Source organism: Curtobacterium sp. PhB136, from assembly GCF_004346855.1.
Taxonomy (GTDB): Bacteria; Actinomycetota; Actinomycetes; order Actinomycetales; family Microbacteriaceae; genus Curtobacterium.
Genome location: NZ_SMGH01000005.1, coordinates 448630 through 471493 on the forward strand (window position 1 = coordinate 448630; position 22864 = coordinate 471493).

A 22864-nucleotide genomic window follows, 5' to 3' on the forward strand; every position below is an offset into this window, starting at 1 on the left:
GTTGCTCCATGCGCGCCACCGTGCGGGACGTCGCGGCCCTCGCCGGGGTCTCGCCGAAGACCGTCTCCAACGTCATCAACGGCGGTGTGGTGGTGCGCCCGGACACCCGGGAACGGGTCGAGCAGGCACTCGAGCAGCTCGACTACGTGCCGAACCTGTCGGCACGGGGCTTGCGGAACGGCCGCTCCGGAGCGATCGCGCTGACCCTGCCGGAGATGAGCAGTGCGTACTCCGCCGAGCTCGCGCGCTGGTTCGTCGAGCTCGCCCGCGACCGCGACTGGGTCGTGCAGCTCGACCAGACCGCGAACGACCCGGAACGGGAACGCCAGCTGGTGTCCCGGGCACGCGCACACCTGGTGGACGGGCTGATCCTCAACCCGGTGTCCCTGAGCGCCAGCGTCCTCGCCTCCACCGCCGGGCTGCCCCCGACCGTCGTCATCGGCGAGGTCGAGCCCGAACACGTCGACCAGGTGCACGTCGACAGCCGTGCCGCCGCGCACGAGGTCACGACGTTCCTGCTCGACCGCGGGCACCGGCGCATCGCCGCGGTCGGTGCTCCGGACCTGACCGCCGACCGCACCCGAATCACGGCGACGAGCGAGCTGCGGGTGCTCGGGTACGAGACCGCACTCCGCGCCGCGGGGGTGCCGCTCGACCCGGCGCTCCGCGTCCCGCTGCCCGGGTGGTCGACCGCGGATGCAGCATCGGCGTTCGCGAGCTGGCTCGACGCGCTCGGTGACGAGCCACTGCCCGACGCGGTGTTCGCGTTCACGGACTCGATCGCGTTCGGTGTGCTGCACGTCCTCGCCGCGCGGGGCATCCGCGTCCCGGAGCAGGTCAGTGTCATCGGGTTCGACGACGTCGACGGAGCCGCCTACGCCATCCCCGCGCTGACCACGGTGTCGTTCGACCGCCGGGCCTTCGCGGACGCGGCGCTCGACCTGCTCACCGCGCGGATCGCCGACCGCGACGCTCCCGCGTCGACCGTCGTGATCCCGCACCGCATCGTCGAGCGCGCGAGCGTCGCCCCGCGCTGACGGCTGGTCCTGCGCGTCGGCGTACGCTCCGCGCCATGACCGCCACCGACCCGTCGATGCCGACGCTCGCCGCCACCGTGCTCCAGTCACCGGCCCCGCTCGAACTGGCCCGGTTCTACGGTGCCCTCACGGGGTGGACCGTGTTCGAGGACGACCCGACCTGGGCACGCATCCGCCCCGACGACGGCCCGGGGCTGTCCGTGCAGTTCGAACCGGAATGGGTCCCGCCGACGTGGCCCGGGACGAAGGACGAACCGGGCATGCAGCTGCACCTCGACTTCCAGGTCGAGGACCTGCCGGCAGCGGTCGCCCGCGCGGAGTCGCTCGGCGCACGCCAGGCCGAGTACCAGCCGCAGGACGACGTCCGCGTGCTGCTCGACCCCGACGGGCACCCCTTCTGCCTGTTCCTCCCCGGCGCCTGACGGTGGGGCGCGGCTGAGCGCGCGAGCGCGCGTCAGCGCGGCGCGGCGGCGGCGAGCACCGCGTCGCGGGCCTGCGCGTCCGCGAGGATCCGGAAGTGGCCGCCGACGGGGACCCGCACGTTGGTCGCTCCGGCGAGCGCGCTGCCCCCGGGGATGAGCGTGTCGAACACCCCGTAGACCGAGGTGATCCGGGCGTTCGCGTCGCGCTCCCGAGCGAGTGCAGCGATCACCGGGTCCGCCGCACGGAAGGCCCGCAGGTGCGGCACCGGCGCCAGGTTCGCGTACACCGACCCGCCGAACGGCGTCGACACCGCCACCATCCGGTCGATCCGCCCGTCGTGGTCGAGCTGCGTCATCGCGTACTTCCCGATCAGCCCGCCCTTGCTGTGCGCCACCACGAGGACACCTCGTAGGTCGTGGTCCTCCAGGTACGCCAGGACGTCGGCCGCCGACGCCGGCACCGGTCGGAGGTTGTGCCGGAGGACGGCCACCACGTGCACCGGGTGCCCGCGGTCGTGCAGCGCGTCCATCAGCGGGCGCATGAAGTGCCAGGTCTCGTAGACGCCCGGGATCACGACGACGGGCTGGCCGTCGCCCGTCCGGTAGTCGTCGGCGGTCGTCGGTCCGAGGCTCCGTGCCTGCCAGACGGCGGCGTAGATCCAGTCCGCGACGGCCCACCACGTGCGCCGCGCGAGTCCGATGCGGTACGGAGGCTCGGCTCGGCCCGAGCGCACCGGTCCGGTTCCGGGAGCGGTCGCGTTCACCGCAGCCCCTCCAGCGTCTGCACGCGCCGGAACTCGCTCACGAGGTCGGCGAACGCGACCGGCTGGTGCTCCTGCACGTGGTGCGGTCCGCGGAGCTCGACGAGGACGCCCCGCACGGACATGCCGGCGACGCGGGCGGCCCAGGCGTGCCGCGTGATCGGGTCCTCGGCGCCACGGACGACGAGCACCGGGACGTCGAGTCGCGACACGGACTCGAGCATCGGGTACCGCAGCATCGGTCGGAGCTGGTGCCGGTACTGCCGGAGGCTCCTGAGGTGGTCGGTGGCGACGACGGCGTTCATCCGGACACCCTCGACGAACGAGTCCCGGACGAGGTCGACAGCCAGGCGCGGCACGCTCCGACGTCGCGGGTCGACGACCGGCCCCACCAGCACGACGGCGTCGACGTCGTCGGGGTGGCGGAGCGCGGCCTCGACGGCGACCTGCGTCCCCATCGACTGGCCCACCACGACGCTCTGCCGGATGCCGCACCGCCGCACCGCGCGGACGACGAGGTCGGCGAGTTCCGCGACCTCGAGTCGGCGTCCGACGGCAGGGACCCCACCGAACCCCGGCAGGTCGACCGCCACCGTCCGGTGAGTCCGGGACAGCGTCTGCTGTGACCGGTCGAACGAGCGGCTCGACATGCCGATGCCGTGGACGAGCAGGACCGTCGGGGTCAGGGCGTCCCGACGTCGGCCGGCGGGCGCGAGCGTGCGGAGCCGGACGGGGACCCCGTCCACGGTGATCGTCTCCACGAGTGCTCGCACACCTCGACCGTACGCACCCGCGGCTGGCGGACGAGCGTCGTTTCGCAGCGGCACGGCAGCGCGGTCATCGGCTCCACATAGGGAGACCCGCTGGACTGCGTCCATGAGTGAGAACCAGCACGAGCAGGCTGCGGCCGCCGAGCCGACTCCGACGACGGACACGACGAACGGGTGGGCAGCGGCACCGGCGCCGACCTCGACGCCCACGGCCACCCACGACCAGGCACCCATGTACGACCAGGCGCCCACCTACCACCAGGCGCCCGCGTACGACCAGTACGGCCAGCAGCACCAGCAGCAGTGGGCGCAGCAGCCCTACCGCGCCGACGCCGGGTCGTGGAACGGGCAGTCGCCAGCCCCGGCCGGGCCGACCGCCTGGTACGGCAACGCCGCCCCGTACGGGCAGCGCTCCCGGAAGCCGAAGCCGCCGTGGTTCTGGCCGGTGATCGCGATCGCCGTCGGGTTGGTGGCACTCCTCGCGGGCGGTGGCGCCGGCTTCGCGATCGGACACGCGATCGGTGCGCACCAGACCCAGTCGACGACGCAGGTCCCCGGGCAGGGGTACGGCGGGTTCCCGGGCGGGACGAACGGCGGCACGAACGAGCTGCCGGGGACCAACGGCGGCACGGGCACGGGCACCGGCTCCGACGACTCGGGCTCCGGCACGGGCACGGACGGCAGTTCGGGATCGACCGGGACGAGCGGTTCCTCTTCGAACAGTTGAGCGTTACCCTCCGAGCATGCGCAAGGTGACGGCAGGGCTGTTCACGTCGGTCGACGGCGTCGTGCAGGACCCCTTCAAGTTCCAGTACGACAGCTTCGACGACGAGCTCGGTGCGGGCATGGGGCGTTCATGGCCCGCACCGACACCGTGCTCCTCGGGCGGAACAGCTACACCGAGTGGGCCGAGTGGTGGCCGGCCCACCCCGACGACCCGTTCGCGCAGTGGATCAACCCGATCGAGAAGCACGTCGCGTCGACCACGCTCGGTGACGACCTCGCCTGGCAGAACTCCACGAGGATCCAGGGCGACGTCCACGAGTTCGTGCGGGACCTCACGCAGCGGGACGGCTCGGACATCGCGGTGTGCGGCAGCGTGACCCTGGTCCGGAGCCTGCTCTTCGCGGGACTCCTCGACGAACTGCAGCTGATGATCCACCCGGCGATCGCGGGTGAGGGCCGGAAGCTCTTCGAACCGACCGACCCGGCCACGCGCCTCCGTCTGGTCGACAGCACCGTGACGAGCAAGGGGAACGTCGTGAGCACCTACGGACTGCGCGCCGACTGACGGGCGTCAGCCGAGCCTCCAGGCCGGTGGAGTTGGGCGGTTCGGAACCGGCGTACCGTTGTGGGTGCCGTTCACCGCACAACCCCGGAGCTCACCATGCCGCAGGACACCCGCCCGCACGTCGTCATCGTCGGCGGTGGATTCGCCGGCATCGCCGCCATGCGCGAGCTCGCGGACGCCCCGGTCCGGGTCACCCTCGTCGACCGCCACGTCTACAACATGTTCCAGCCGCTCATGTACCAGGTGGCGACCGGCGGCCTCAACGCCGGTGACGTGACGTACTTCCTGCGCAGCCTCCGCGCGCGCCAGGACAACGCGGAGTTCCGCCACGGGCTGCTCACCGGCATCGACCCGGTCGCGAAGGTCGCCGAGATGTCCGACGGCGAGCACCTGCACTACGACCAGCTGATCCTGGCGAACGGTGTGAACACGAGCTACTTCGGCACCCCCGGTGCGTACGAGTACGCGTACTCGATGTACTCCCGTTCGCAGGCCCTCCGCATCCGCGACGAGCTGTTCACCCGGCTCGAGGAAGCGGCCGCGAACCAGGGCCCCGACGAGATCAAGATCGTCATCGTCGGCGGCGGCGCGACCGGCGTCGAGATGGCCGGCGCGCTCGCCGAGCTCCGCGACCAGGCGCTCGAGGGCGCGTACCCGGAGATCCTCCGCGGCAACATCACCATCACGCTCGTGCACCGGAGCGGCGAGCTGCTGAAGCCCTTCGCACCGCGGCTCCGCCGGTACGCGGCGAAGGTGCTGCGGAAGCGCGGCGTGATCCTCCGCCTCAACACCGGCGTCTCCGAAGTCCGTCAGGACGGCGTGATGACCGCGAGCGGCGAGTTCATCCCGGCCTCGCAGGTCATCTGGGCGACCGGTGTGGCCGCCCACAAGGAGGTGGCGAACTGGGGCATGCCGCAGACGAACGGCGGCCGCATCAAGGTCAACGACGACCTCAGCGTGCAGGGCGTCGACGGCATCTGGGCCGCCGGCGACATCGCAGCACAGGACGACGCCCTCGCGCAGCTCGCCCAGCCGGCGCTGCAGGGTGGCAAGCACATCGCGAAGCAGATCGTCCGGGTGCTCGAGGGCAAGCCGACGGAGCCCCTGAAGTACCACGACAAGGGCACGATGGCGACGATCGGCACGAACGCGGCGGTCGCACAGCTCCGCGGCGGCATCACGATGGTCGGGCCGGTGGCCTGGGCCGCGTGGGTCGCCGTGCACATCGCGTCGCTGCTCGGCAACGGCAACCGGCTCTCGACCCTGTCGCACTTCTTCGTGCGCTACCTGTGGTTCATGCGGAAGCGCTCGATCCCGATCGTCGGCGACGTCCGCCCGGTGCGCCCGAACGGCGACCGCGAGCCGGAGCCCTGGCAGATGCAGAAGGCCGAGTAGCGCCGGCTTCCCGTCCGCGGAACGACGGGGTCGCTGTCGTACGACAGCGACCCCGTCGTTCCGGGTCGTGGCCGGACGCCTACGACACGCGCACGTCGAAGTACGCGCCGGCCGCGATGTCCTCGGCGAGGGTCGGGCCGGTGGGCTCCCAGCCGAGGAGCGCACGCGTCGCCGTGGAGTCGCCGGACATCTCCATCCCGAAGAACCGCCCGATGAACCCGAAGTGGTCGATCGCGTCCGCCGGGTCGACCGAGGTCACCGGCAGCCCGAGGCCCTCGCCGATGGCCTCGGCGATCGACCGGGTGGAGACGGCCGTCTCGCCGGTGACGTGCATGCGGGTGCCCGCCGGAGCACCTTCCAGCCCGAGTCGCACGAGACGCGCCGCGTCGGAGCGGTGCACGGCCGACCAGCTGTTCGTGCCCTCGCCGACGTAGGCCGAGACGCCGTGCTGCCGTGCAGCGGCGACGATCAGCGAGATGAACCCGTGGTCCCCGACACCGTGCACGGTGGGGGCGAAGCGGGCCGCGATCGAGCGGACGCCCTGGTCCACGAAGTCGAGCGCACGGTTCTCGCTGCCGCCACGCATGGAGTCCGGACCGACGAACGGGTTCGGGTCGGTCTCCAGGCCCGGGCGGTCCCCCGCGAGCCCGGCGATGCCCGACGCGACGATGAAGGGCCGGTCGGTGCCGACGAGGGCGGTGCCGATGGTCTCGACCGCGGCGCGCTCGGCGGCGTTGGTCGCGGCCGGGTTCGACCAGTCGTGCTTGTTGGCGAGGTGCACGACGCCCTCGGCGTCCTCGGCCCCGCGGCGGATGGCTTCGAGGTCGTCGAGGTCACCGCGGACGACGGTGGCGCCAGCGGCCTCGACGGCAGCGGCGGAGGCGTCGGAGCGGGCGAGCCCGGTGACCTGGTGCCCGGCGGCGATGAGCTCGTCGACGGTGGCGGAGCCGATCCAGCCGGATGCTCCGGTGACGAATACGCGCATGGTGTGTCCTTCCTGACGCACTGTCGACGACCAGTGATGTCATCGACTGACATCACTGTACACCGCGATGTCAGGCGCTGTCATCAGTAGACTCTCCCCATGGCCCGATGGCAACCCGGAACGCGCGAACGACTGCAGGCGGTCGCGCTGCGCCTGTTCGCCGAGCAGGGGTTCGAGCAGACGACCGTCGCCGAGATCGCCGCCGCGGCCGAGGTCACGGAGCGCACCTTCTTCCGGCATTTCGCCGACAAGCGCGAGGTGCTGTTCGCCGGGCAGGACGACTTCCTCGCGCTGTTCATCGACCCGATCACGGCAGCCCCCGCGGGCACGGCGCCGTTCGAGCTCATCGCGCGCTCCCTCGATGCCGCGGGTGACTACTTCCCCCACGACCGGCGACCGTTCTCCCGGGTGCGGCAGACGATCATCGACGCCGAACCCTCCCTCGGCGAGCGCGAACTCGGCAAGCTCGCCACGCTGAAGGTCCGGCTGGGCGAGGTGCTGCGCGACCGCGGTGTCCCCGAACCCGCGGCCACCCTGGCGGCCGAGACCGGGGTGACCGTGTTCCACCTGTCGTTCCAGCAGTGGATCGCCCCCGGTGAGGACCGTTCGCTCGCGACCATCGCCCGGGAGCGCCTCGACGCCCTGACGAGCCTGGTGGCGACCGGGCGCACCGTCGGGGGGACGTCCGAGTGACGCCCGCGGCGCCCCGCGCGGAGCGGACCGAGGTGCTGGTCGTCGGCGGCGGACCCGTCGGGGTCTTCCTCGGCGCCCTCCTCGCGCACGCGGGCGTCGACGTGATCGTCTGGGAACGGCGGACCGCCGAACCGGCGGGGTCCCGCGCGATCGGGATCCACCCGCCGTCGCTCGACGCGTTCGCCGCGATCGATGCGGCCGCACCGGTCCTCGCGGAGGCGGCGCTGGTGCACCGCGGCGTGGCGCGGAGCCGGGGCCGGACACTCGGCACGCTGTCGTTCGACCGCGCCTCCGACACCCACCCGTACGTCGCCACACTCGACCAGCACCGAACCGAACGGATCCTGCGGGAGCGCCTCGCCGCCGCTGCTCCCGAGGCACTCCGGACCGGAGCCACCCTGACCGCGCTCGAGCGCAGCCAGGACCACGTCGACGCGGCCGGCACCGGCCCGGACGGCGAACCAGTCGCCGTGCGGGCGTCCTTCGTCGTCGGCGCGGACGGCGCGCGGAGCACCGTGCGGGACCTCCTCGGGATCGGCACCACCGGGCGCGAGTACCCGGACCGGTACGTGATGGGCGACTTCGCGGATCCGGAGCCCGGGTCCGCGCGGTCCGCCGCCCTGGTCGACGTCGGGCCGGACGGCGTCGTGGAGTCCTTCCCGCTGCCGGACGGTCGCCGCCGGTACGTCGCACTCGTGGGTCGCGGGCCCGCCGCCGACGACGAGGTCGACGCCGTGGCGCTCGCGCGGACGATCCGGGACCGCACGGGGGCGCCGGTCGATGCGGACAGCTGCTCGATGCTCAGCGGGTTCCGGGTCCGGCGGCGTGCGGCCGTGCGGGTCGGCGTGGGCCGGGTCGTCCTCATCGGGGACGCCGCGCACGAGATCAGCCCGATCGGCGGGCAGGGCATGAACCTCGGGTGGCTCGACGCCGCGGACCTGGCACCCCTGCTGACCGAGGGCGTCCGGACGGGCAGCGCGGGCCCGTGGCCGGCGTACGCGCGACGCCGTCAGGCGGCTGCCCGCCGGGCGGCTCGTCAGGCCGAGGCCAACATGGCACTCGGTGGACGGGCAGTGGGGCCGACACAGCTCGGACGAGAGGTGCTGTTGCGGACGCTGTTGCGCCTCCCGTCCGCGGATGCGCTCGCGCGTCTGTACGCGATGCGGTGGGCCTGATCCGCCTCAGGCGACCAGGCGCGCCCCGGCCAACCCGAGCTCGACGACGAGGACGAGCGACGAGACGATGACCAGCCGGAACAGCGTCCTGGTCGGCGGACCGGTGAGGACCAGCCGCACGCCGACGACCGCCAGCACGACCACCACGACCGTGCCGGCGACCGCGAGCACCACCCCGACGCCGCGGACCGGGTCGTCGCCGGCGAGCTGCCCGAACAGCACCAGGCCCGCCGCGACGACGAGCGAGCCGAACGCGACGATCCCGGACGCCCGCAGCCCCAGCCGGTGCGGGAACCCACGGACGCCGGTGGCAGCGTCGTCGACCAGGTCCGGCAGCACGTTCGTGCAGTGGATGGCGACCCCGAACACGGCTCCGGTCGCGATCGCCCACGCCGCCGGCAACTGCGGCTCGGGACCGGCCGAGACCGCGACGACGGGGAGCAGCCCGAACGCGACGACGAACGGCGCGACCGACCACACCGAGCGCTTGAGTCCGGCGTCGTAGGCCCACCCGGCGGCCACGAGGACCAGGTGCGCGACGACGGCGACCGGTCCGAGGAACAGCGAGAGCACCACGGCCGCCCCGGCCGTGGTGAACGCCGCGGACCGGACCGTGCGGACCGCGATGAGCCCCTGCGCGACCGGCTTGTCCGACCGGCCGACCGCGCGGTCCCGGTCGGCGTCGATCCAGTCGTTCGCGAGACCGATGGACAGCTGCCCGGCGACGACAGTGAGGGCGACGAGGACCACCAGCCACCAGGGGTGCCCGACGGCGGCGGCGATGACAGCGGCGAGCACGGTGACCGTGACCGTCGGGCCGGGGTGCGACGAGGCGAAGAGCAAGCGCACCGGTGACGTCATCCGTTCACCCTACGGACGGCAGCGCCACCTCGTGGTCGTGGTCCCACGGCTCCGTCCAGCCGAGCCGGTCGAACAGTGCGTCGAGCAGCGTCGCGGTGAAGCCCCACACCACGTGCTGGCCGCCCGCGGTGGCGACCGTGAACGCCGGGCCGCGCCACTCCCGGCCGTCCCGGCGGATCACCGTGACGCCGCGGTTCGCCGGTGCGAGCAGGTCCGCAACGGGGACCCGGAACACCGCCGCCGACTCGGCCTCGTCGACGACGCGGACCGGCGACGGATCGCGCCACCAGCCGAGCACCGGGGTGACCAGGTGCCGGGAGAACGCGAGCGGGACCGCGGGGAGCACGCCGAGCACGTCGACGCCGGACGGGTCGAGGCCGGTCTCCTCACGCGCTTCGCGGAGCGCGGCAGCGACCAGGCTCGCGTCACCGGGGTCCAGCCGGCCGCCCGGGAACGCAACCTGGCCCGGGTGCGCACGCAGGGTGTCGGCGCGGGCGAGGAGGAGGACGTCGAGGTCGACCGAGACCGCTCCGTCGTGTGCGCTGTGCGTGCTCGGCACCCGGTCGAGTTCCCCGAAGAGGATGAGCACCGCCGCCTGCCGCGGGTCGTCCACCGGCGGCAGGTCGATCGCCCACGGCGCCACGTCGTCGGCGACCAGTGCTGAGAGCTCGGCGCGCGCGCTCGCCGCCGTCCGTTCGTCGTCCGCCCGCATGGAGCCGATCCTGCCACCTCGGCGCGCGGCCGACCGCCGGTTACGCTCGACGCGTGGACAAGGTCGAGGACGTCAGCCGTGGGGCGTGGCTGATCCCCCGCATGCAGGCGTTCGGGACGGTGGGCGGAACCGTCGGGAGTGGCTTCGAGTCGTACGCTCGGATCCTCCACCCGCTCGAGGCCGACCGTGAGGACCGTTCGGCGGCGGCCGACGAGTTCGGCGAGCACCCTGTCCTGGAGTCCGCCACGTGGCGATGGTCGGACGTGGCGGCGCGGACCGGAGCCACCGTGCGAGCCGACGTCCCCTGGCGCACGGTGAGTGGTCGAGACGACGAGACCGAGCTGCGCTTCGACGACGGATGGCGGGTGGGGTTGCCCGAGGAGGGGTGGTTCGACCCACGGCACCTCGCCGCACTGACCGAGCTCCTCACCCGTGCGACGACGACACCGCTCGACCTCGTCATGGCACTGTGGGACGGGTGGGGCGACCTGAACGGCAGTTCCACGCTCGTCGTCGGGTGGCAGGACTCCGCGACGCTCACGGCGACCGAACGCTCCGAGCTCGACGAGTACGCGACACACGCCGCGGCGGAACACCGCCGTGCGCAGGACGCGCTCGTGGCGTCGCTCGCCGGGCCACGACTCGAGCTCCCGTTCCGCGAGTACCTGCTGCTCGCGGTGACCCTGCCGGAGCTCGCCGATCCGACGTGGATGGCGGACGCGCGGGTCGGCACCTACCTGGACTTCGGGCACACACCACAGCTGCTCTGGCCTGAGGACCACGCCTGGGTCGTCGCGACCGAGGTCGACGCGGACTCGACGCTCGTCGCGGGTCCGCGCGGCCTGATCGCCGACGTCCTGGCCGACGACCGGTTCGAGGCGTTCGAGGTGAGCGCGGTCGACGACCTCGCCTGAGCCGGCACGTCGGCCCGGCGACCCCGCGGCCCGCGGCCCGCGGCCCGCGGCCCGGCGACGGAGTAGCCTGCGCGCAGAGGCGACGGCGCCTGCCACACCACCGCCAGGAGGCGATGACGGTGTCGCACGAGACCGGAGCCCAGGAGCCGAAGCCGCATCGGCACGCCGTCGCGGTCGTGGCCGCCACCACCACCATCGTCGCCGCGGGCGTCACCGTCACGTCCATGCGGGTCGCCGCCGCGGACACGGACCGGGCCTGCTCCCTCGCGGTGGCGCAGAGCACCGCGACGATGACCACGGCGCGGGCGTCGATCGTCGGCGCGGGGACGGCCCTCGTCCGCGTGCGCGGGGTCGTCCTGCCGAACGAGCACAGGACGACGCGGGCCTACGCCGACCGGCCGGGCGCCGACGCGACTCCGGCCGGTCGGTCCGCGATGGACCAGCCCGGCGCGGCGGCGCTCCCGGCACGTCCGAGCGGCAGGGTGCTGATCGCGACGGTCGTGCGCGATCGGAAGGCCCTGTCGGCGGCGCGGCCGAGCACGACCTGTGGATCCCGTGACGACGCCGCGGCGATCGACCGCCGGACCATGCGGACGGCGAGGAGCACCTGGGTCCTCGACCGAGCGTGCACGACCCTCGCCGACGACTTCGCGGCGTTCCAGGACGAGGAACGCAGCCGCTTCGCCGAGGAGCAGCCGCGCCCGCGGGCGAACTGACCACGGACGTCCGTCGAGAAGGGCGATACGATCCGTATCAGCGGGAACGGAGTCAGCATGACGAGCATCGATCCCCGACGCGGAGCCGGGCGCCGGACACGACACGACGTGGAGTCCCTCGTGGACGCCCTGACGTCGCGGATGGACGGGAACGCCGCCGATGTCCGGGCGGCGGTGCTCAGCGTCCTGCACAGCCGCGAGCAGCAGCACCTCGCCGAGATGGAGCTCCGCCGCGGCATCTTCGAGCTCGCCGACCTCGGCATCCCCCAGCGTGAGATCGCCCGGCTCGCCGGCATCTCGCAGCCCGAGGTGTCCCGACGCCTGACCCGACGGGGTCTCACCGCGTCGCACCCCTCACCGCGCGAGGTCATCTCGCAGCGCCAGGCCGGCCTCATCGACTCGGACACCATGGTCCGCGAGCTCTCGACGATGGCGATGACCCACCGGACACCGGCGCGTGACGCCGGCTACGACAGCGCCGCTGCCCAGACCGGCACCGCGAAGGAACTCGCCGCGGCCTTCCAGGACGGCCTCATCAGCGAGGGCGAGTACGAGACCGTCCGCAAGGCGATCGCGGGCCGCCTCGGCCGGGCGCACCGACGGTGACCACCGACCAGGACGACCGCGCGTCACGCGACCGCGACCGTGAACTCCGCGACCGCGACCTCCGTGACCGCACGGCCGCGGAGCTCGCCGCCTTCCTCCAGGACGCGTGCCTCGACGATCCGTGGACCGACGACCCCGCCGCCAGCAGCCGGCTCCGCTACGCCCCGGACGGCTTCCTGTACACGGCCGAACGGCTGCGCCTGCACGAGGAACTGCTCGCCGGACACACCGCGCGGACGCCGGCCCCGCCCGACGACGGCACCCTGGCCGTGGTCGTCACCGCGGGTCCGCCCGGTGCCGGCAAGACGACCGCGCTGGCTCGGATGCCGGAGCTCGACGACTACCGGCACATCGACGCCGACGACTTCAAGGACCCCCTGCTCGAGCGCGCCGCCGCGGACGGGCTGCTCGATGCATGGACGAGCCGGGTCCTCGCGGACGGCCGTCCGGTGCAGCGACGCGAGCTCGCCGGGTACGTGCACGCCGAGTCGACGGCGGTCGCCGACACGCTCCGCCGTCGGTCACTGCGCGACGGCGAGAACGTCGTCGTGCACGGGACGCTGTCGAGCGTGGACTACCTCGACGACCTGCTGTCCGACCTCGACGAGGCCGGGTACGACCGCCTGCGGATCGTCGACGTCGAGGTGCCGCTCGGATCCGCGCTCGAACAGGCCACCGAGCGCTGGTGGCAGGTCCGGCGCGGCGGTGACCCGCTCGGCGGCCGGTTCGTTCCCGAGGCGGCGATCCGCCGGTACTACCCGGCGGACGGCGGCTCGCGGTGCCGGTCGAACGCCTCCGAGCTCGAACGGCGGGCGACCGATCTCGGCTGGCACGTCACGGTCGAGCGGATCGGCTGACCGGCGCCGCGGCGGCTGCGGCCGGGGTCACGGCCGGACCCGTGCCAGCCCCATCGGCAACGCCGCGCGCCCGCCGCCGGAGCATCCCCGACGCCAGCGCGATCCCGAGCAGGATCACCACGCCGCCGACCGGCTCGTTCCACCGCACCCGCTCGCCGAGCACCAGCACGCCGAGCACCACGCCCACCACGGGCGTCAGGTACGTCACGGTGGACGCCCGCGCCGCGCCCCATGCCTGCACGAGCCCGGTGTTCCACGCGTAGGCCAGCCCCGTTCCGAGGCACCCGAGCGCGACCATCGCGGCCACGATCCTCCAGTCCAGGTGCACGGCGCCGGTCGCGGTGAACGGCGCGACCAGCAGCATCAGCCCAGCACCCAGCGTGAGCTGGACGGTCGTCAGCGTGATCGCGTCGTACCCGCTGCCGGCGACGAACCGGCGCATGTAGGCCAGGCCGAATCCGTAGCAGGCGGTCATCCCGATCAGCGCGACCTGCCCGGGCACGGTCGCGAGGACCGCGGGGTCGCCGACGAGGCTCCACGGCCCGACGAGGACGAGCACGCCGAGGATCCCGATGAGGACGCCGGCGAGCTGCCGTCCACGCAGTCGCTCCGCCGGTAGCAGCAGGGGCAGCGCGAGCAGCACCATGATCGGCGTGGTCGCGTTGTAGATGCTCGCGAGGCCGCTCGGCACGGTCTGCTCGGCCCACGCCACGAGCGACGACGGCACCGCGTTGAGGAACACCGCGACGACGAGCAGGTGCCCCCACAGCCGGATCGACCGCGGCCACCGGCGACGCGTCACGAGCAGGATCGCGACGAGCGTGAGGGCGCCGAGGAGCACCCGGCCGAGCGCGACCTGCTGCGGGGAGAGCCCCTCGAGGCCGATCTTCATGAAGAGGAAGCTCGATCCCCAGGTGAGTGCGACGAGCACGAACAGGATGCCGTTCATGCCGCTAGTGTCGAGGCAGCGAACCGCATGAGGCAAACGCATCGGCCTCATGCGCTCATGAGGAGATCACATGCCCGTCACGATCGCGCAGCTCCGCGCCCTGGTCACCACCGTCGACCGCGGGTCGTTCACGCTCGCCGCATCGGCACTCGGGGTCGGCCAGTCCGCCGTCTCGCACGCCGTCGCCGGGCTGGAACGCGAGGTCGGCGGTGCCGTCCTCCGCCGTGGCGGCGTCGCCGCGCCGACTCCCCTCGGGGAACGCCTGTTGCCGCATGCCCGCAGCGTGCTCGCCTCCGTCGACAGCCTGGAGGCCGTGGTCCGGCCCGGCACGGCGCGCGGCACCGTGCGCCTCGCCGCCGTCCCCACCGTCTGCCAGGGCCTGCTGCCGCGGCTCCGCGAGCTCTGGGCGGTGACGCTGCCCGACGTCGACGTGCAGGTCTACGAGGGCGACGACGACGAGATGCCGGAGTGGCTGGAGGCCGGCACCGTGGACGCCGCCGTGCTGGTCGACCCCGCGACGATGCCGGACGGGTCGGTGGTCGTCGCGCGGGACGAGATGGCCGCGGTCGTCCGCCGCGACCACCCGCTCGCCGAGGCCACTGCGCTGACGCTCGACGACCTGCACGAGGACGGCCTCGTCGCGGGCGGTGGCGGGTGCGAGTACCAGATCGAGCGGATGCACGAGCTCGCCGGGCAGCCCTTTCGGTACGCGCACCGGGTCCGGGAGATGAGCACGATGTTCGGCATGATCCAGCGGGGCGAGGGCGTCTCGATCGTGCCGACGCTCGGCCGCGTGATGCTGCCGCCGGACCTCGTGATGGTGCCGACGCTCCCCCGGCTCGAGCGCACGCTGGTGCTCAGCGGCCCGTCGTCCCGCCCGTGGAACCCGCTCACGCAGGCCCTCGTCGACGCGGTCTGACGCGGCGCGGAGGGTGCGTCGGCAGGATGGGGTGATGGCCGAGACGCACGTGAAGACCTTCACCGACCCGAACGAGGCCGCGGCCGAAGCCGCCGGCCTGGAGTGGCTCGCCGAAGCCGAGGAGCACGGCGGGACCCGGATCGCACGGGTCCTCGGACGCCCCCGCCCCACCGTGCTCGACCTCGAGCTGATCTCCGACGGCTCGCCGACGAAGCCCCAGGCGGAGCGCTTCGGTCGGTCGCTCGCGCACACACACGCGGCGGGAGCGTCGCACTGGGGAGCGCCGCCGCCCGGGTTCCCCGCGGTCGGACCGCTCCGGATGGGCCGCTCGCGCACCCCCTTCGTCAGCGCGGCAGACGCCCCCGCCACCTGGGGCGCGTTCTTCGCCGAGTACCGGATCCGCGACTTCGTCCGCCGCATCGTGGACACCGGCGGGTTCGACACGGCCGAGGCCGCCGTGTTCGACCGCGTCGCCGACCGGGTCGAGGACGGCACGCTCGGCTCCGCGCAGCCCGCACTCGTCGGCGACGGACCGGCGCGGCTGCACGGCGACCTGTGGGCGGGCAACGTGCTGTGGCCGACCGACGCCTCGGAGCCGACGGGCGCGGTGCTCATCGACGCGACACCGCACGGCGGGCACGCGGAGACGGACCTGGCGCTGCTCGCGCTGTTCGGGCTCCCGCGCCTCGAGACGGTGCTGGCGGCGTACGACGCCGAGTCCCGGTTGGCGTCCGGGTGGCAGGAGCGCGTCGAGCTGCACCAGCTGGCCCCGCTGCTCCTGCACGTGCTGCTGTTCGGCGGCTCGTACACGGGGGCAGCGCTGCACGCCGCCCGCCGCTACGCCTGACGGGCCCCGCGGCCGCACGGCCGCCCGCCCGCCGCTCCGCGCGCCGCAGTCCTTAGACGCGCCACAGGGAGCACATGGCGGCGTTCGGGGAACACCCCGGATGCTCACGGACATGACCACGTACCCGATTCCCGTGACCGATCGAGGCGACCGTGCGCACTCGGGTGCGCCGACCCGTCGCCGAGCCGCCGCGCGGCTCTTCCTCGGCGAACGCGAGGACGCCCGCTGGCTCCGGCCGGCGTTCTGGCTGCTCCTCGTCGTCACCGCCGTCGTGTACCTCTGGAACCTCAGCGAGTCCGGGTACGCCAACAGCTTCTACGCCGCCGCCGTCCAGGCCGGCACGAAGTCGTGGGAGGCCTTCTTCTTCGGCTCACTCGACTCGTCGAACTTCATCACCGTCGACAAGCCGCCGGCATCGCTGTGGGTGATGGTCATCTCCGCCCGGCTGTTCGGCTTCTCGAGCTTCAGCCTCCTGCTCCCCCAGGCACTGATGGCCGTGGGGTCGGTCGCGCTGGTCTGGGGCACGGTGCGGCGCACGCTCGTCCGGCTCGGCTCGACCACCGCGAACGTCGGTGCCCTGCTCGCCGGGTTCGTCGTCGCGGCGACCCCGGCTGCGGCGCTGATGTTCCGGTTCGACAACCCGGACGCACTCCTCGTGCTGCTGATGACCGCGGGCGCGTACTGCACGGTGCGGGCGCTCCCGAGGGGCAGCTGGAAGTGGATCGCCCTCGCCGGTGTCGCCCTCGGCTTCGCGTTCCTGACGAAGATGCTGCAGGGACTGCTGGTCCTGCCGGCGTTCGGCATCGTGTACCTCATCGCGGCGCGCACGACCTGGCCGAAGCGCATCGTCGGCCTCCTGATCGCGGCGGGGTCGCTCGTCGTCGGTGCCGGCTGGTGGGTCCTCGCCGTGGCGCTCTGGCCCGCGGACGCCCGGCCTTACATCGGCGGCTCGACGAACAACACCGTCCTCGATCTCGTCTTCGGGTACAACGGCCTCGGCCGGATCTTCGGCGGCTCGGGCAACGGTGGCGGCGGCGGCACGACCGGTGGCACGGCCGGCTCCTCCTTCGGCGGGTCGACCGGCCTCGACCGGTTGTTCTCCTCGGAGATGGGCCTCGAGATCTCGTGGCTGCTGCCCGCGGCACTCGTCGCGCTCGTGCTCGGCCTGGTCGTCGTCGGGCGTCGGAAGCTCTCCGACCCGGTGCGCGCGGGCCTCGTCCTCTGGGGCGGATGGCTCATCGTCACCGGGCTCGTGTTCTCCTACATGTCCGGCACGATCCACCCGTACTACACGGTCGCGCTCACCCCGGCGATCGCGGGACTCGTCGGGACCGGTGGCGCCCTGCTCTGGCACGCCCGGGATCGGATGCGAGGCCGGATGGGCCTCGCCGCGATGATCGGCGTCACGGCGTTCTGGAGCTGGTGCCTGCTCAACGAGAACCCGACGTGGCTGCCGTGGCTCCGCTGGGTGATGCTCGCCGGCGGCCTGCTCTCCGCGATCGCCGTCATCGTCGGCAGCGTCCCGTCGCTCCGGAAGCTCGTCGCGGTGGGCGTCCTCGCCGGCACGCTCTTCGGGCTCACCGGCACCACCGCCTACGCGGTCGCCACGACCACCGTCGCGCACACCGGCTCCATCCCGAGCGTCGGTCCGTCGGGTTCGTCCGGTTCCGGGACGGGTGGCGGCGGCATGCCGGGAGGCTCGGGTGGACCCGGCGGGACCGCCCCCGGTTCCGACAGCGACGGTTCCGACAGCACCGGTTCCGACAGCGCCGGACCGCCGGCCCTGCCGGACGGGACGTCCGATGCGGAGTCGGGGACGGGCCTCCCGTCCGGTGGTGACGCGACCGGTGGCGGTGGCGAGAGCGCCTCGACGTCGTCAGCGCTCGCGAAGCTGCTCGAGGCGACGGACACGAAGTGGGCCGCCGCGGTGGACGGATCGCAGTCCGCCGCGCAGCTGGAGCTCGACACCGACACCGCCGTGATGGCGATCGGTGGCTGGTCGAGTGACCCGACGCCGACCCTCGCCGAGTTCGAGGCGGACGTCGCAGCTGGTGACATCAGCTACTACATCTCCTCCGGGACGAGTGGCGGGATGGCCGGCGGATCATCAACGGCCTCGGCCATCTCGGCGTGGGTCGCGGCGAACTACAGTGCGACGACCGTCGGCGGGCAGACCGTCTACGACCTGTCGAGCGGTGAGTAGGCTCGGCCCCGATGGCCGACCGACCGCTGCAGCGCACCGACGGGACACCCGTCCGTGCCCTCGTCGTCGATGACGAGCACGCCCTGGCCGATGCCGTCCGCCTCGCGTTCGAGGCGGACGGCTGGGCCGTGCGTGCCGTGCACCGGGGACGGGACGTCCTGTTCGCGGCCCGGGAGTTCCAGCCCGACGTGATCGTGCTCGACGTGATGCTGCCGGACATCGACGGGTTCGAGGTGCTCGACCGGCTCCGCGATGCCCGCGACGACGTCCGGGTGCTGTTCCTCACCGCACGGGACTCCTCCGAGGACCGGCTCGCCGGACTCACCCGTGGCGGCGACGACTACCTCACGAAGCCCTTCGGCGTCGCCGAGCTGCTGGTGCGGGCGCGGATCCTGGCGCGGACCTCCGCCAGGGTCGCATCGACCGCCGCCGCGGGGATCGCCGTCGGCGACCTCGTGCTCGACGAGGACGCGCGCACCGTGACCCGTGCCGGGGACGCCATCGAGCTGACCCCCACGGAGTTCGAACTGCTGCGCTACCTGGCGCGGAACGCGAACCGGGTGCTGTCGCGGGAGAACATCCTGACGAACGTGTGGGGGATGGACTTCGGGTCGTCGTCGAACCTCGTCGACATGTACGTGTCGTACCTGCGGCGGAAGGTCGACGCCGGACGGTCGCCGCTCGTGCAGACGGTGCGCGGTGCCGGGTACGTGCTGCGGCCGGTCGCGTGAACGGATCTGGGGCGCGGCGGGTGCCGGGCGCTCGTCGGGTGCCATCGCTCCGGTGGCGGATCGTCGGGGCGGTGGCGCTGCTGCTCGTCCTGACCAACGTCGTGGTCGGGGTCGTCACCGTCGTGGCGTACCGGGGGTACCTGGTCGACCGGCTCGACGCGGAGCTCTCGACGGCGGCGAACCGGACGCTCGGGCCGGGTGACGGGACGCCGCCGGGCGCTCCCTCGGGTTCGTCTGGTTCGTCTGGTTCCGCTGCGGACCGGCCTGACCCCTCGAACGCGTTCATCGGGGCGCCGGGGCAGGCCGCCGGGACCGTCGTCGCGATCTACCGGGACGGCTCATCGGTGCTCGCCGGGTACACCGACGCGACGGGCGAGCAGCACGGCCTGACCTCGGCGCAGAAGTCGACGCTGGCGGCGGTGGACAGCGACGGGGTGCCCGTGACGGTCACGCTCGGCTCGCTCGGCAGCTACCGTGCGCAGGCGATCGGCTCGGACGGCGACGTCTACGTCACGGCGCTGCCACTCGGCGACCTCCGCGCCTCCATCGTCCGGCTGGTGGCCGTGATCGGCAGTGTGACGCTCGTCGGGCTGCTGGTCGCGGTCTGGGCCGGCGCGATGCTCGTCCGCCGGTCCCTGCGGCCGCTGGAACACGTCGCCGCGGTGGCGTCGAGCGTGACGTCGCTCGACCTCGAGCGCGGCGACACCGACATCCCCGTCCGGGTCGCGTCCGCCGACCTCACCCGGAACCGCGAGGTCGGGGCCGTCGGATCCGCGCTCAACCGCCTGCTCGGGCACGTGGCCCGTGCGCTCACCGTCCGTCGCGACGCGGAGGCCGGGATGCGGACGTTCATCGCCGATGCCTCGCACGAGCTCCGGACGCCGATCGCCACCGTCCGGGCGTACGCCGAGCTGTCCTCCGCCTCCGACGACGTCGACGCCCTGCACCAGAACGTCGACCGGATCCAGCGCGAGGCCGTCCGGATGGGGTCCCTCGTCGACGAGCTCCTGCTGCTCGCCCGGTTGGACACGGCCGCAGCCCCCGTCCCCGCATCGGACCCGGTGGACCTGACGTCCGTCGTGGTCGAGGCGACGATGGACGCCCGCGCCACGGCACCCGAGCACCGGTGGACGCTGCAGGTCGACGACGAGCCGATCGTCCTCACCGGGGACGAGGTGCAACTGCGGCGCGTGGTGACGAACCTGCTCGCGAACGCCCGGACGCACACACCCGCCGGCACCGCCGTCGTGGTGTCCCTGCAGCGGGTGGCCGACGAGGTCCGGTTCGTGGTGACGAACGACGGCGCGCCCATCCCCGCGGACGCGCTGCCGACCCTCTTCGACCGGTTCACCCGGGGCGAGGCGTCGCGGTCCCGGGAGCACGGGACGAGCGGCCTCGGGCTCGCGATCGTCCGCGCGGTCGTCGAGTCGCACGGCGGCGCGGTGCGCGTGGCATCCGAGCCGGGGCGGACGGCGTTCACGGTGTCATTGCCGGGGTCGCACCCCGATGCACTGTCGCTTTCGCCGACCTCTTCCCGCGATCCACACCCTCGGACGAACTGATATGTAGTGTGGGAAGCGACTTCGGAGGTGCGGCCTGGACGAGCATCACGGGCCCCGGCGGCTCATCCTCATCGACGAGTCGAAAGCGAGTGACTACCTGCTGGCGACCACCGCGATCCACCCCACGTCCATCGGGATCGCTCGGAAGACCATCCGCGGGCTCGTGCTCCCCGGCCAGAACCGTCTGCACATGACCAAGGAGAGCGAGAGTCGCCGACGCCTCATCCTCGACCGGATCGGGACGCTCCCCTCGACACGCTGATCTACCGCGCACCGAAGGACGGTCGGAGCGAAGTCGAACGTCGCGCGCAGTGCATCGACGCGCTCGTGACGGACCTCGCTGCTGCTCCGGCGTCATTGCTCTGCTTCGAGCGCGACGAGACACTGGTCGCGCGGGATCGACGACGTGTCGTCGAAGCGTCGCATCGGATCCGCCAACCGATCGAGCACCGGCACGCATCGGCGACGGACGAGCCACTGCTCGCCATCCCGGATGCCCTCGCCTGGGCTTGGGCCCGAGGCGGTCCGTGGCGACGACGGTGTCGTGGGACATCTGAACGCCGACCGTCGGTCTGATCCGAGGTGAGAAAGCGCAAGACCCGAGCGCCCAACCGTCCGGATGGGTCTCGGGTCCACTTCTCGAAGCTCAACGCAACGAGCAATGCCGAGCGTAGCAGCGCGGCATGTGACACACCACCCCGCGCTGGCGGGGTTCTTACCGGCGGCACAGGACGCTGCATCGGTCCCCGCAGGCCCGCTGCCGAGCATCAGCGGTATGACGGAGACGAACCAGACCCTCGACATCGACATCGTCGTCCCCTGCTACAACGAGCAGGACACGCTCGCTGCGCACGTCCGACGCCTGCACACGTTCTGCCGGACGTCGCTGCACCACACCTGGCGCATCACGATCGCCGACAACGCCTCGACGGACGACACCGCGCGGATCGCCGACGACCTCGCCGCGATGCTCGACGGCGTCGACGCGGTGCACCTCCCCGAGAAGGGTCGGGGTCGGGCACTCAAGGCCGTCTGGGGTGCGTCCGAAGCGCACGTGCTCGTCTACGTCGACGAGGACCTGTCCACGGACCTCGCCGCGCTCGAGCCCCTCGTGGCCCCGCTGCTGTCCGGACACTCGGACCTGGCGATCGGCACCCGCCTGGCGGACTCGGCGCGGGTGGTGCGCGGCGGGAAGCGCGAGTTCATCTCCCGCTCGTACAACCTGCTGCTCCGGACCACGATGGGTGTCTCGTTCTCCGACGCACAGTGCGGCTTCAAGGCGATCACGCGCGAGGCGGCCGAGCACGTGCTGCCGCTCTGCGAGGACGACGCGTGGTTCTTCGACACCGAGCTGCTCGTCCTGGCCGAGCACGCCGGCCTCCGTGTCCACGAGGTCCCCGTGGACTGGGTGGACGACGTCAACTCGTCCGTGCAGATCCGGGCGACCGCGACGGAGGACCTGAAGGGCATGTGGCGGGTCTCCCGGGGCCTCGCGACCGGACGCGTCCCCGTCAGCGACGTCTACGACGCGATCGGGCGTCGGCCGTTCACGCCGCCCCACGTCGGGATCGTCGGGCAGGTGCTGCGCTTCGGCGCGATCGGTGTCGCATCGACGGTCGCGTTCGCCCTGCTCTACGCATTGTTCCGTCCGACGATCGGTGCGCAGACGGCGGACTTCCTCGCGCTGCTGCTCACGGCGATCGGGAACACCGCGCTGAACCGCCGCTTCACGTTCGGGGTGCGCGGGCGGGCCGGCGCGGGGCGGCACCACGTGCAGGGCCTCGTCGTGTTCGGGATCGCGTGGGCGATCACCTCCGGGTCGCTCGTGGTGCTGCACGCCGCGGACCCGGGGTCGTCCCACGGGGCGGAGATCGCCGTGCTCACCGCGGCGAACCTGGTCGCCACCCTGGTCCGTTTCGTGCTGTTCAAGGCGTGGGTGTTCCGGGCCCGGCGTCGCCCGGAGATCATCCGCGCGGGCACCACCCCCGCTGCCGAGGCGAGCAGCGAGGCCGTCACCGAGGTGCTCCCGGTCACGGACACCGCGTCGCGCTGAGGACGCCGCGGGACGTTGAGGACGCCCGCGTACCGTGAGGATCCCGAGACCCCCTGCGAAGGAGCAGCACATGACCGACACGAGCACACCGGACCCGGACGGTACCGAGAAGGCGGACGGCCTCGGCAAGGACGGCACGATCCCGAACGACCCGGACGGAGTCGCCGCCGGCATCACCGACGAGGACTCACACTTCAACCCCGAAGAGGACGAGGGCGCCGAGTAGCGCAGCACAACGGAAACCGATCCGAACCGCGAACGACCGCGGTGCGGATCGGTTTCCGTTGTTCGGCGCCGAACCGCACCACCGCACCGTCCGGGCGGGATGTTGCGCGCGCGGTATACCGCGCCGTAGCATCGCCTCACCGCACCACAACCCCACAGGGCCCGACTGCCACCACCGGT

23 protein-coding genes and 1 pseudogene are annotated in these 22864 nt (G+C 72.8%); 18 read left to right on the top strand and 6 right to left on the bottom strand.

Annotated elements, in window-relative coordinates:
- Positions 1-8 precede the first annotated feature (8 nt).
- Both EDF27_RS08500 and EDF27_RS08505 read left to right on the top strand, forming a co-directional pair.
- The gene (locus tag EDF27_RS08500) at positions 9-1037 is read left to right on the top strand and encodes a LacI family DNA-binding transcriptional regulator (RefSeq protein WP_132048199.1); all 1029 of its coding nucleotides are present in this window, start codon (positions 9-11) and stop codon (positions 1035-1037) included.
- 35 nt (positions 1038-1072) lie between these two features.
- Positions 1073-1459 carry a VOC family protein gene (locus EDF27_RS08505; protein ID WP_207909587.1) on the top strand — a complete coding sequence of 129 codons (387 nt, stop codon included), beginning with the start codon at positions 1073-1075 and terminating at the stop codon, positions 1457-1459.
- Between the two features lie 32 nt (positions 1460-1491).
- On the opposite strand, the gene EDF27_RS08510 is transcribed toward EDF27_RS08505, so the two are convergent.
- The gene (locus EDF27_RS08510) at positions 1492-2223 is read right to left on the bottom strand and encodes an alpha/beta hydrolase (RefSeq protein WP_243698260.1); all 732 of its coding nucleotides are present in this window, start codon (positions 2221-2223) and stop codon (positions 1492-1494) included.
- On the bottom strand, positions 2220-2993 hold the full coding sequence (locus EDF27_RS08515; protein WP_165931410.1) for an alpha/beta fold hydrolase: 774 nt from the start codon (positions 2991-2993) through the stop codon (positions 2220-2222). The genes EDF27_RS08510 and EDF27_RS08515 overlap by 4 nt, the downstream gene beginning before the upstream one ends.
- Positions 2994-3096: 103 nt before the next feature.
- On the opposite strand from EDF27_RS08515, the gene EDF27_RS08520 reads away from it, so the two are divergent.
- The 3 genes and pseudogenes from EDF27_RS08520 to EDF27_RS08530 all read left to right on the top strand — a co-directional run bounded on the left by EDF27_RS08520 (position 3097) and on the right by EDF27_RS08530 (position 5676).
- Positions 3097-3717, top strand: a complete 621-nt coding sequence (locus EDF27_RS08520; protein WP_165931411.1) for a hypothetical protein — start codon at positions 3097-3099, stop codon at positions 3715-3717.
- A gap of 16 nt (positions 3718-3733) precedes the next feature.
- Positions 3734-4281 (top strand): annotated as a pseudogene (locus EDF27_RS08525) (dihydrofolate reductase family protein).
- Between the two features lie 96 nt (positions 4282-4377).
- Positions 4378-5676, top strand: coding sequence for an NAD(P)/FAD-dependent oxidoreductase (locus EDF27_RS08530; RefSeq protein ID WP_123701723.1), 1299 nt, complete (start codon positions 4378-4380; stop codon positions 5674-5676).
- A gap of 79 nt (positions 5677-5755) precedes the next feature.
- On the opposite strand, the gene EDF27_RS08535 is transcribed toward EDF27_RS08530, so the two are convergent.
- On the bottom strand, positions 5756-6661 hold the full coding sequence (locus EDF27_RS08535; protein ID WP_132048203.1) for an SDR family oxidoreductase: 906 nt from the start codon (positions 6659-6661) through the stop codon (positions 5756-5758).
- A gap of 99 nt (positions 6662-6760) precedes the next feature.
- On the opposite strand from EDF27_RS08535, the gene EDF27_RS08540 reads away from it, so the two are divergent.
- Both EDF27_RS08540 and EDF27_RS08545 read left to right on the top strand, forming a co-directional pair.
- Positions 6761-7354 (top strand): TetR/AcrR family transcriptional regulator, encoded by a 594-nt coding sequence (locus tag EDF27_RS08540; protein ID WP_132048205.1) that lies wholly within the window; start codon positions 6761-6763, stop codon positions 7352-7354.
- On the top strand, positions 7351-8529 hold the full coding sequence (locus EDF27_RS08545; protein WP_132048207.1) for an NAD(P)/FAD-dependent oxidoreductase: 1179 nt from the start codon (positions 7351-7353) through the stop codon (positions 8527-8529). Before EDF27_RS08540 ends, EDF27_RS08545 begins: the two co-directional genes overlap by 4 nt.
- Positions 8530-8535: 6 nt before the next feature.
- On the opposite strand, the gene EDF27_RS08550 is transcribed toward EDF27_RS08545, so the two are convergent.
- A complete protein-coding gene (locus EDF27_RS08550) occupies positions 8536-9390 on the bottom strand; it encodes a UbiA family prenyltransferase (protein ID WP_132048209.1) in 855 nt (284 codons plus the stop codon).
- Positions 9391-9394: 4 nt separating this feature from the next.
- On the bottom strand, positions 9395-10102 hold the full coding sequence (locus tag EDF27_RS08555) for a CoA pyrophosphatase (protein ID WP_123701713.1): 708 nt from the start codon (positions 10100-10102) through the stop codon (positions 9395-9397).
- Between the two features lie 53 nt (positions 10103-10155).
- On the opposite strand from EDF27_RS08555, the gene EDF27_RS08560 reads away from it, so the two are divergent.
- The 4 genes from EDF27_RS08560 to EDF27_RS08575 all read left to right on the top strand — a co-directional run bounded on the left by EDF27_RS08560 (position 10156) and on the right by EDF27_RS08575 (position 13195).
- A complete protein-coding gene (locus EDF27_RS08560) occupies positions 10156-11016 on the top strand; it encodes a hypothetical protein (protein ID WP_132048211.1) in 861 nt (286 codons plus the stop codon).
- Between the two features lie 113 nt (positions 11017-11129).
- Entirely contained in the window at positions 11130-11732 is a 603-nt protein-coding gene (locus EDF27_RS08565) for a hypothetical protein (RefSeq protein WP_132048213.1), read from the top strand.
- A gap of 57 nt (positions 11733-11789) precedes the next feature.
- The gene (locus EDF27_RS08570; RefSeq protein WP_132048216.1) at positions 11790-12338 is read left to right on the top strand and encodes a hypothetical protein; all 549 of its coding nucleotides are present in this window, start codon (positions 11790-11792) and stop codon (positions 12336-12338) included.
- The gene (locus tag EDF27_RS08575; protein ID WP_132048218.1) at positions 12335-13195 is read left to right on the top strand and encodes a zeta toxin family protein; all 861 of its coding nucleotides are present in this window, start codon (positions 12335-12337) and stop codon (positions 13193-13195) included. Before EDF27_RS08570 ends, EDF27_RS08575 begins: the two co-directional genes overlap by 4 nt.
- On the opposite strand, the gene EDF27_RS08580 is transcribed toward EDF27_RS08575, so the two are convergent.
- Entirely contained in the window at positions 13173-14144 is a 972-nt protein-coding gene (locus tag EDF27_RS08580; RefSeq protein WP_123655825.1) for a DMT family transporter, read from the bottom strand. The genes EDF27_RS08575 and EDF27_RS08580 overlap by 23 nt on opposite strands.
- Before the next feature lie 70 nt (positions 14145-14214).
- Here EDF27_RS08580 and EDF27_RS08585 point away from each other — a divergent pair, with 70 nt between their 5' ends.
- From EDF27_RS08585 to EDF27_RS19650, 7 genes are all read left to right on the top strand, one after another.
- On the top strand, positions 14215-15063 hold the full coding sequence (locus EDF27_RS08585; RefSeq protein WP_123701700.1) for a LysR family transcriptional regulator: 849 nt from the start codon (positions 14215-14217) through the stop codon (positions 15061-15063).
- Positions 15064-15097: 34 nt separating this feature from the next.
- Positions 15098-15910 carry a fructosamine kinase family protein gene (locus EDF27_RS08590; RefSeq protein ID WP_123701698.1) on the top strand — a complete coding sequence of 271 codons (813 nt, stop codon included), beginning with the start codon at positions 15098-15100 and terminating at the stop codon, positions 15908-15910.
- Positions 15911-16022: 112 nt separating this feature from the next.
- Positions 16023-18113: a glycosyltransferase family 39 protein gene (locus EDF27_RS08595; RefSeq protein WP_243698261.1), complete on the top strand. Its 2091-nt coding sequence runs from the start codon at positions 16023-16025 to the stop codon at positions 18111-18113.
- An 11-nt stretch (positions 18114-18124) separates the two neighbouring features.
- The gene (locus tag EDF27_RS08600) at positions 18125-18844 is read left to right on the top strand and encodes a response regulator transcription factor (RefSeq protein ID WP_132048222.1); all 720 of its coding nucleotides are present in this window, start codon (positions 18125-18127) and stop codon (positions 18842-18844) included.
- 38 nt (positions 18845-18882) lie between these two features.
- Positions 18883-20406: a HAMP domain-containing sensor histidine kinase gene (locus EDF27_RS08605; protein ID WP_132048224.1), complete on the top strand. Its 1524-nt coding sequence runs from the start codon at positions 18883-18885 to the stop codon at positions 20404-20406.
- A gap of 775 nt (positions 20407-21181) precedes the next feature.
- A complete protein-coding gene (locus EDF27_RS08610) occupies positions 21182-22459 on the top strand; it encodes a bifunctional glycosyltransferase family 2/GtrA family protein (protein ID WP_132048226.1) in 1278 nt (425 codons plus the stop codon).
- A 70-nt stretch (positions 22460-22529) separates the two neighbouring features.
- Positions 22530-22685: a hypothetical protein gene (locus EDF27_RS19650; protein ID WP_165931413.1), complete on the top strand. Its 156-nt coding sequence runs from the start codon at positions 22530-22532 to the stop codon at positions 22683-22685.
- The last annotated feature ends 179 nt before the right edge of the window (positions 22686-22864 follow it).

Bases quoted from the DNA above. Each gene is read 5' to 3' on its own strand.
- EDF27_RS08585 (WP_123701700.1), top strand. From the start codon at position 14,215: ATGCCCGTCACGATCGCGCAGCTCCGCGCCCTGGTCACCACCGTCGAC.
- EDF27_RS08565 (WP_132048213.1), top strand. From the start codon at position 11,130: ATGACGGTGTCGCACGAGACCGGAGCCCAGGAGCCGAAGCCGCATCGG.
- EDF27_RS08500 (WP_132048199.1), top strand. From the start codon at position 9: ATGCGCGCCACCGTGCGGGACGTCGCGGCCCTCGCCGGGGTCTCGCCG.
- EDF27_RS08520 (WP_165931411.1), top strand. From the start codon at position 3,097: ATGAGTGAGAACCAGCACGAGCAGGCTGCGGCCGCCGAGCCGACTCCG.
- EDF27_RS08555 (WP_123701713.1), bottom strand. From the start codon at position 10,102: ATGCGGGCGGACGACGAACGGACGGCGGCGAGCGCGCGCGCCGAGCTC.
- EDF27_RS08535 (WP_132048203.1), bottom strand. From the start codon at position 6,661: ATGCGCGTATTCGTCACCGGAGCATCCGGCTGGATCGGCTCCGCCACC.
- EDF27_RS08540 (WP_132048205.1), top strand. From the start codon at position 6,761: ATGGCCCGATGGCAACCCGGAACGCGCGAACGACTGCAGGCGGTCGCG.
- EDF27_RS08550 (WP_132048209.1), bottom strand. From the start codon at position 9,390: ATGACGTCACCGGTGCGCTTGCTCTTCGCCTCGTCGCACCCCGGCCCG.
- EDF27_RS08530 (WP_123701723.1), top strand. From the start codon at position 4,378: ATGCCGCAGGACACCCGCCCGCACGTCGTCATCGTCGGCGGTGGATTC.
- EDF27_RS08505 (WP_207909587.1), top strand. From the start codon at position 1,073: ATGACCGCCACCGACCCGTCGATGCCGACGCTCGCCGCCACCGTGCTC.
- EDF27_RS08590 (WP_123701698.1), top strand. From the start codon at position 15,098: ATGGCCGAGACGCACGTGAAGACCTTCACCGACCCGAACGAGGCCGCG.
- EDF27_RS08600 (WP_132048222.1), top strand. From the start codon at position 18,125: ATGGCCGACCGACCGCTGCAGCGCACCGACGGGACACCCGTCCGTGCC.
- EDF27_RS19650 (WP_165931413.1), top strand. From the start codon at position 22,530: ATGACCGACACGAGCACACCGGACCCGGACGGTACCGAGAAGGCGGAC.
- EDF27_RS08610 (WP_132048226.1), top strand. From the start codon at position 21,182: ATGACGGAGACGAACCAGACCCTCGACATCGACATCGTCGTCCCCTGC.
- EDF27_RS08595 (WP_243698261.1), top strand. From the start codon at position 16,023: ATGACCACGTACCCGATTCCCGTGACCGATCGAGGCGACCGTGCGCAC.
- EDF27_RS08570 (WP_132048216.1), top strand. From the start codon at position 11,790: ATGACGAGCATCGATCCCCGACGCGGAGCCGGGCGCCGGACACGACAC.
- EDF27_RS08580 (WP_123655825.1), bottom strand. From the start codon at position 14,144: ATGAACGGCATCCTGTTCGTGCTCGTCGCACTCACCTGGGGATCGAGC.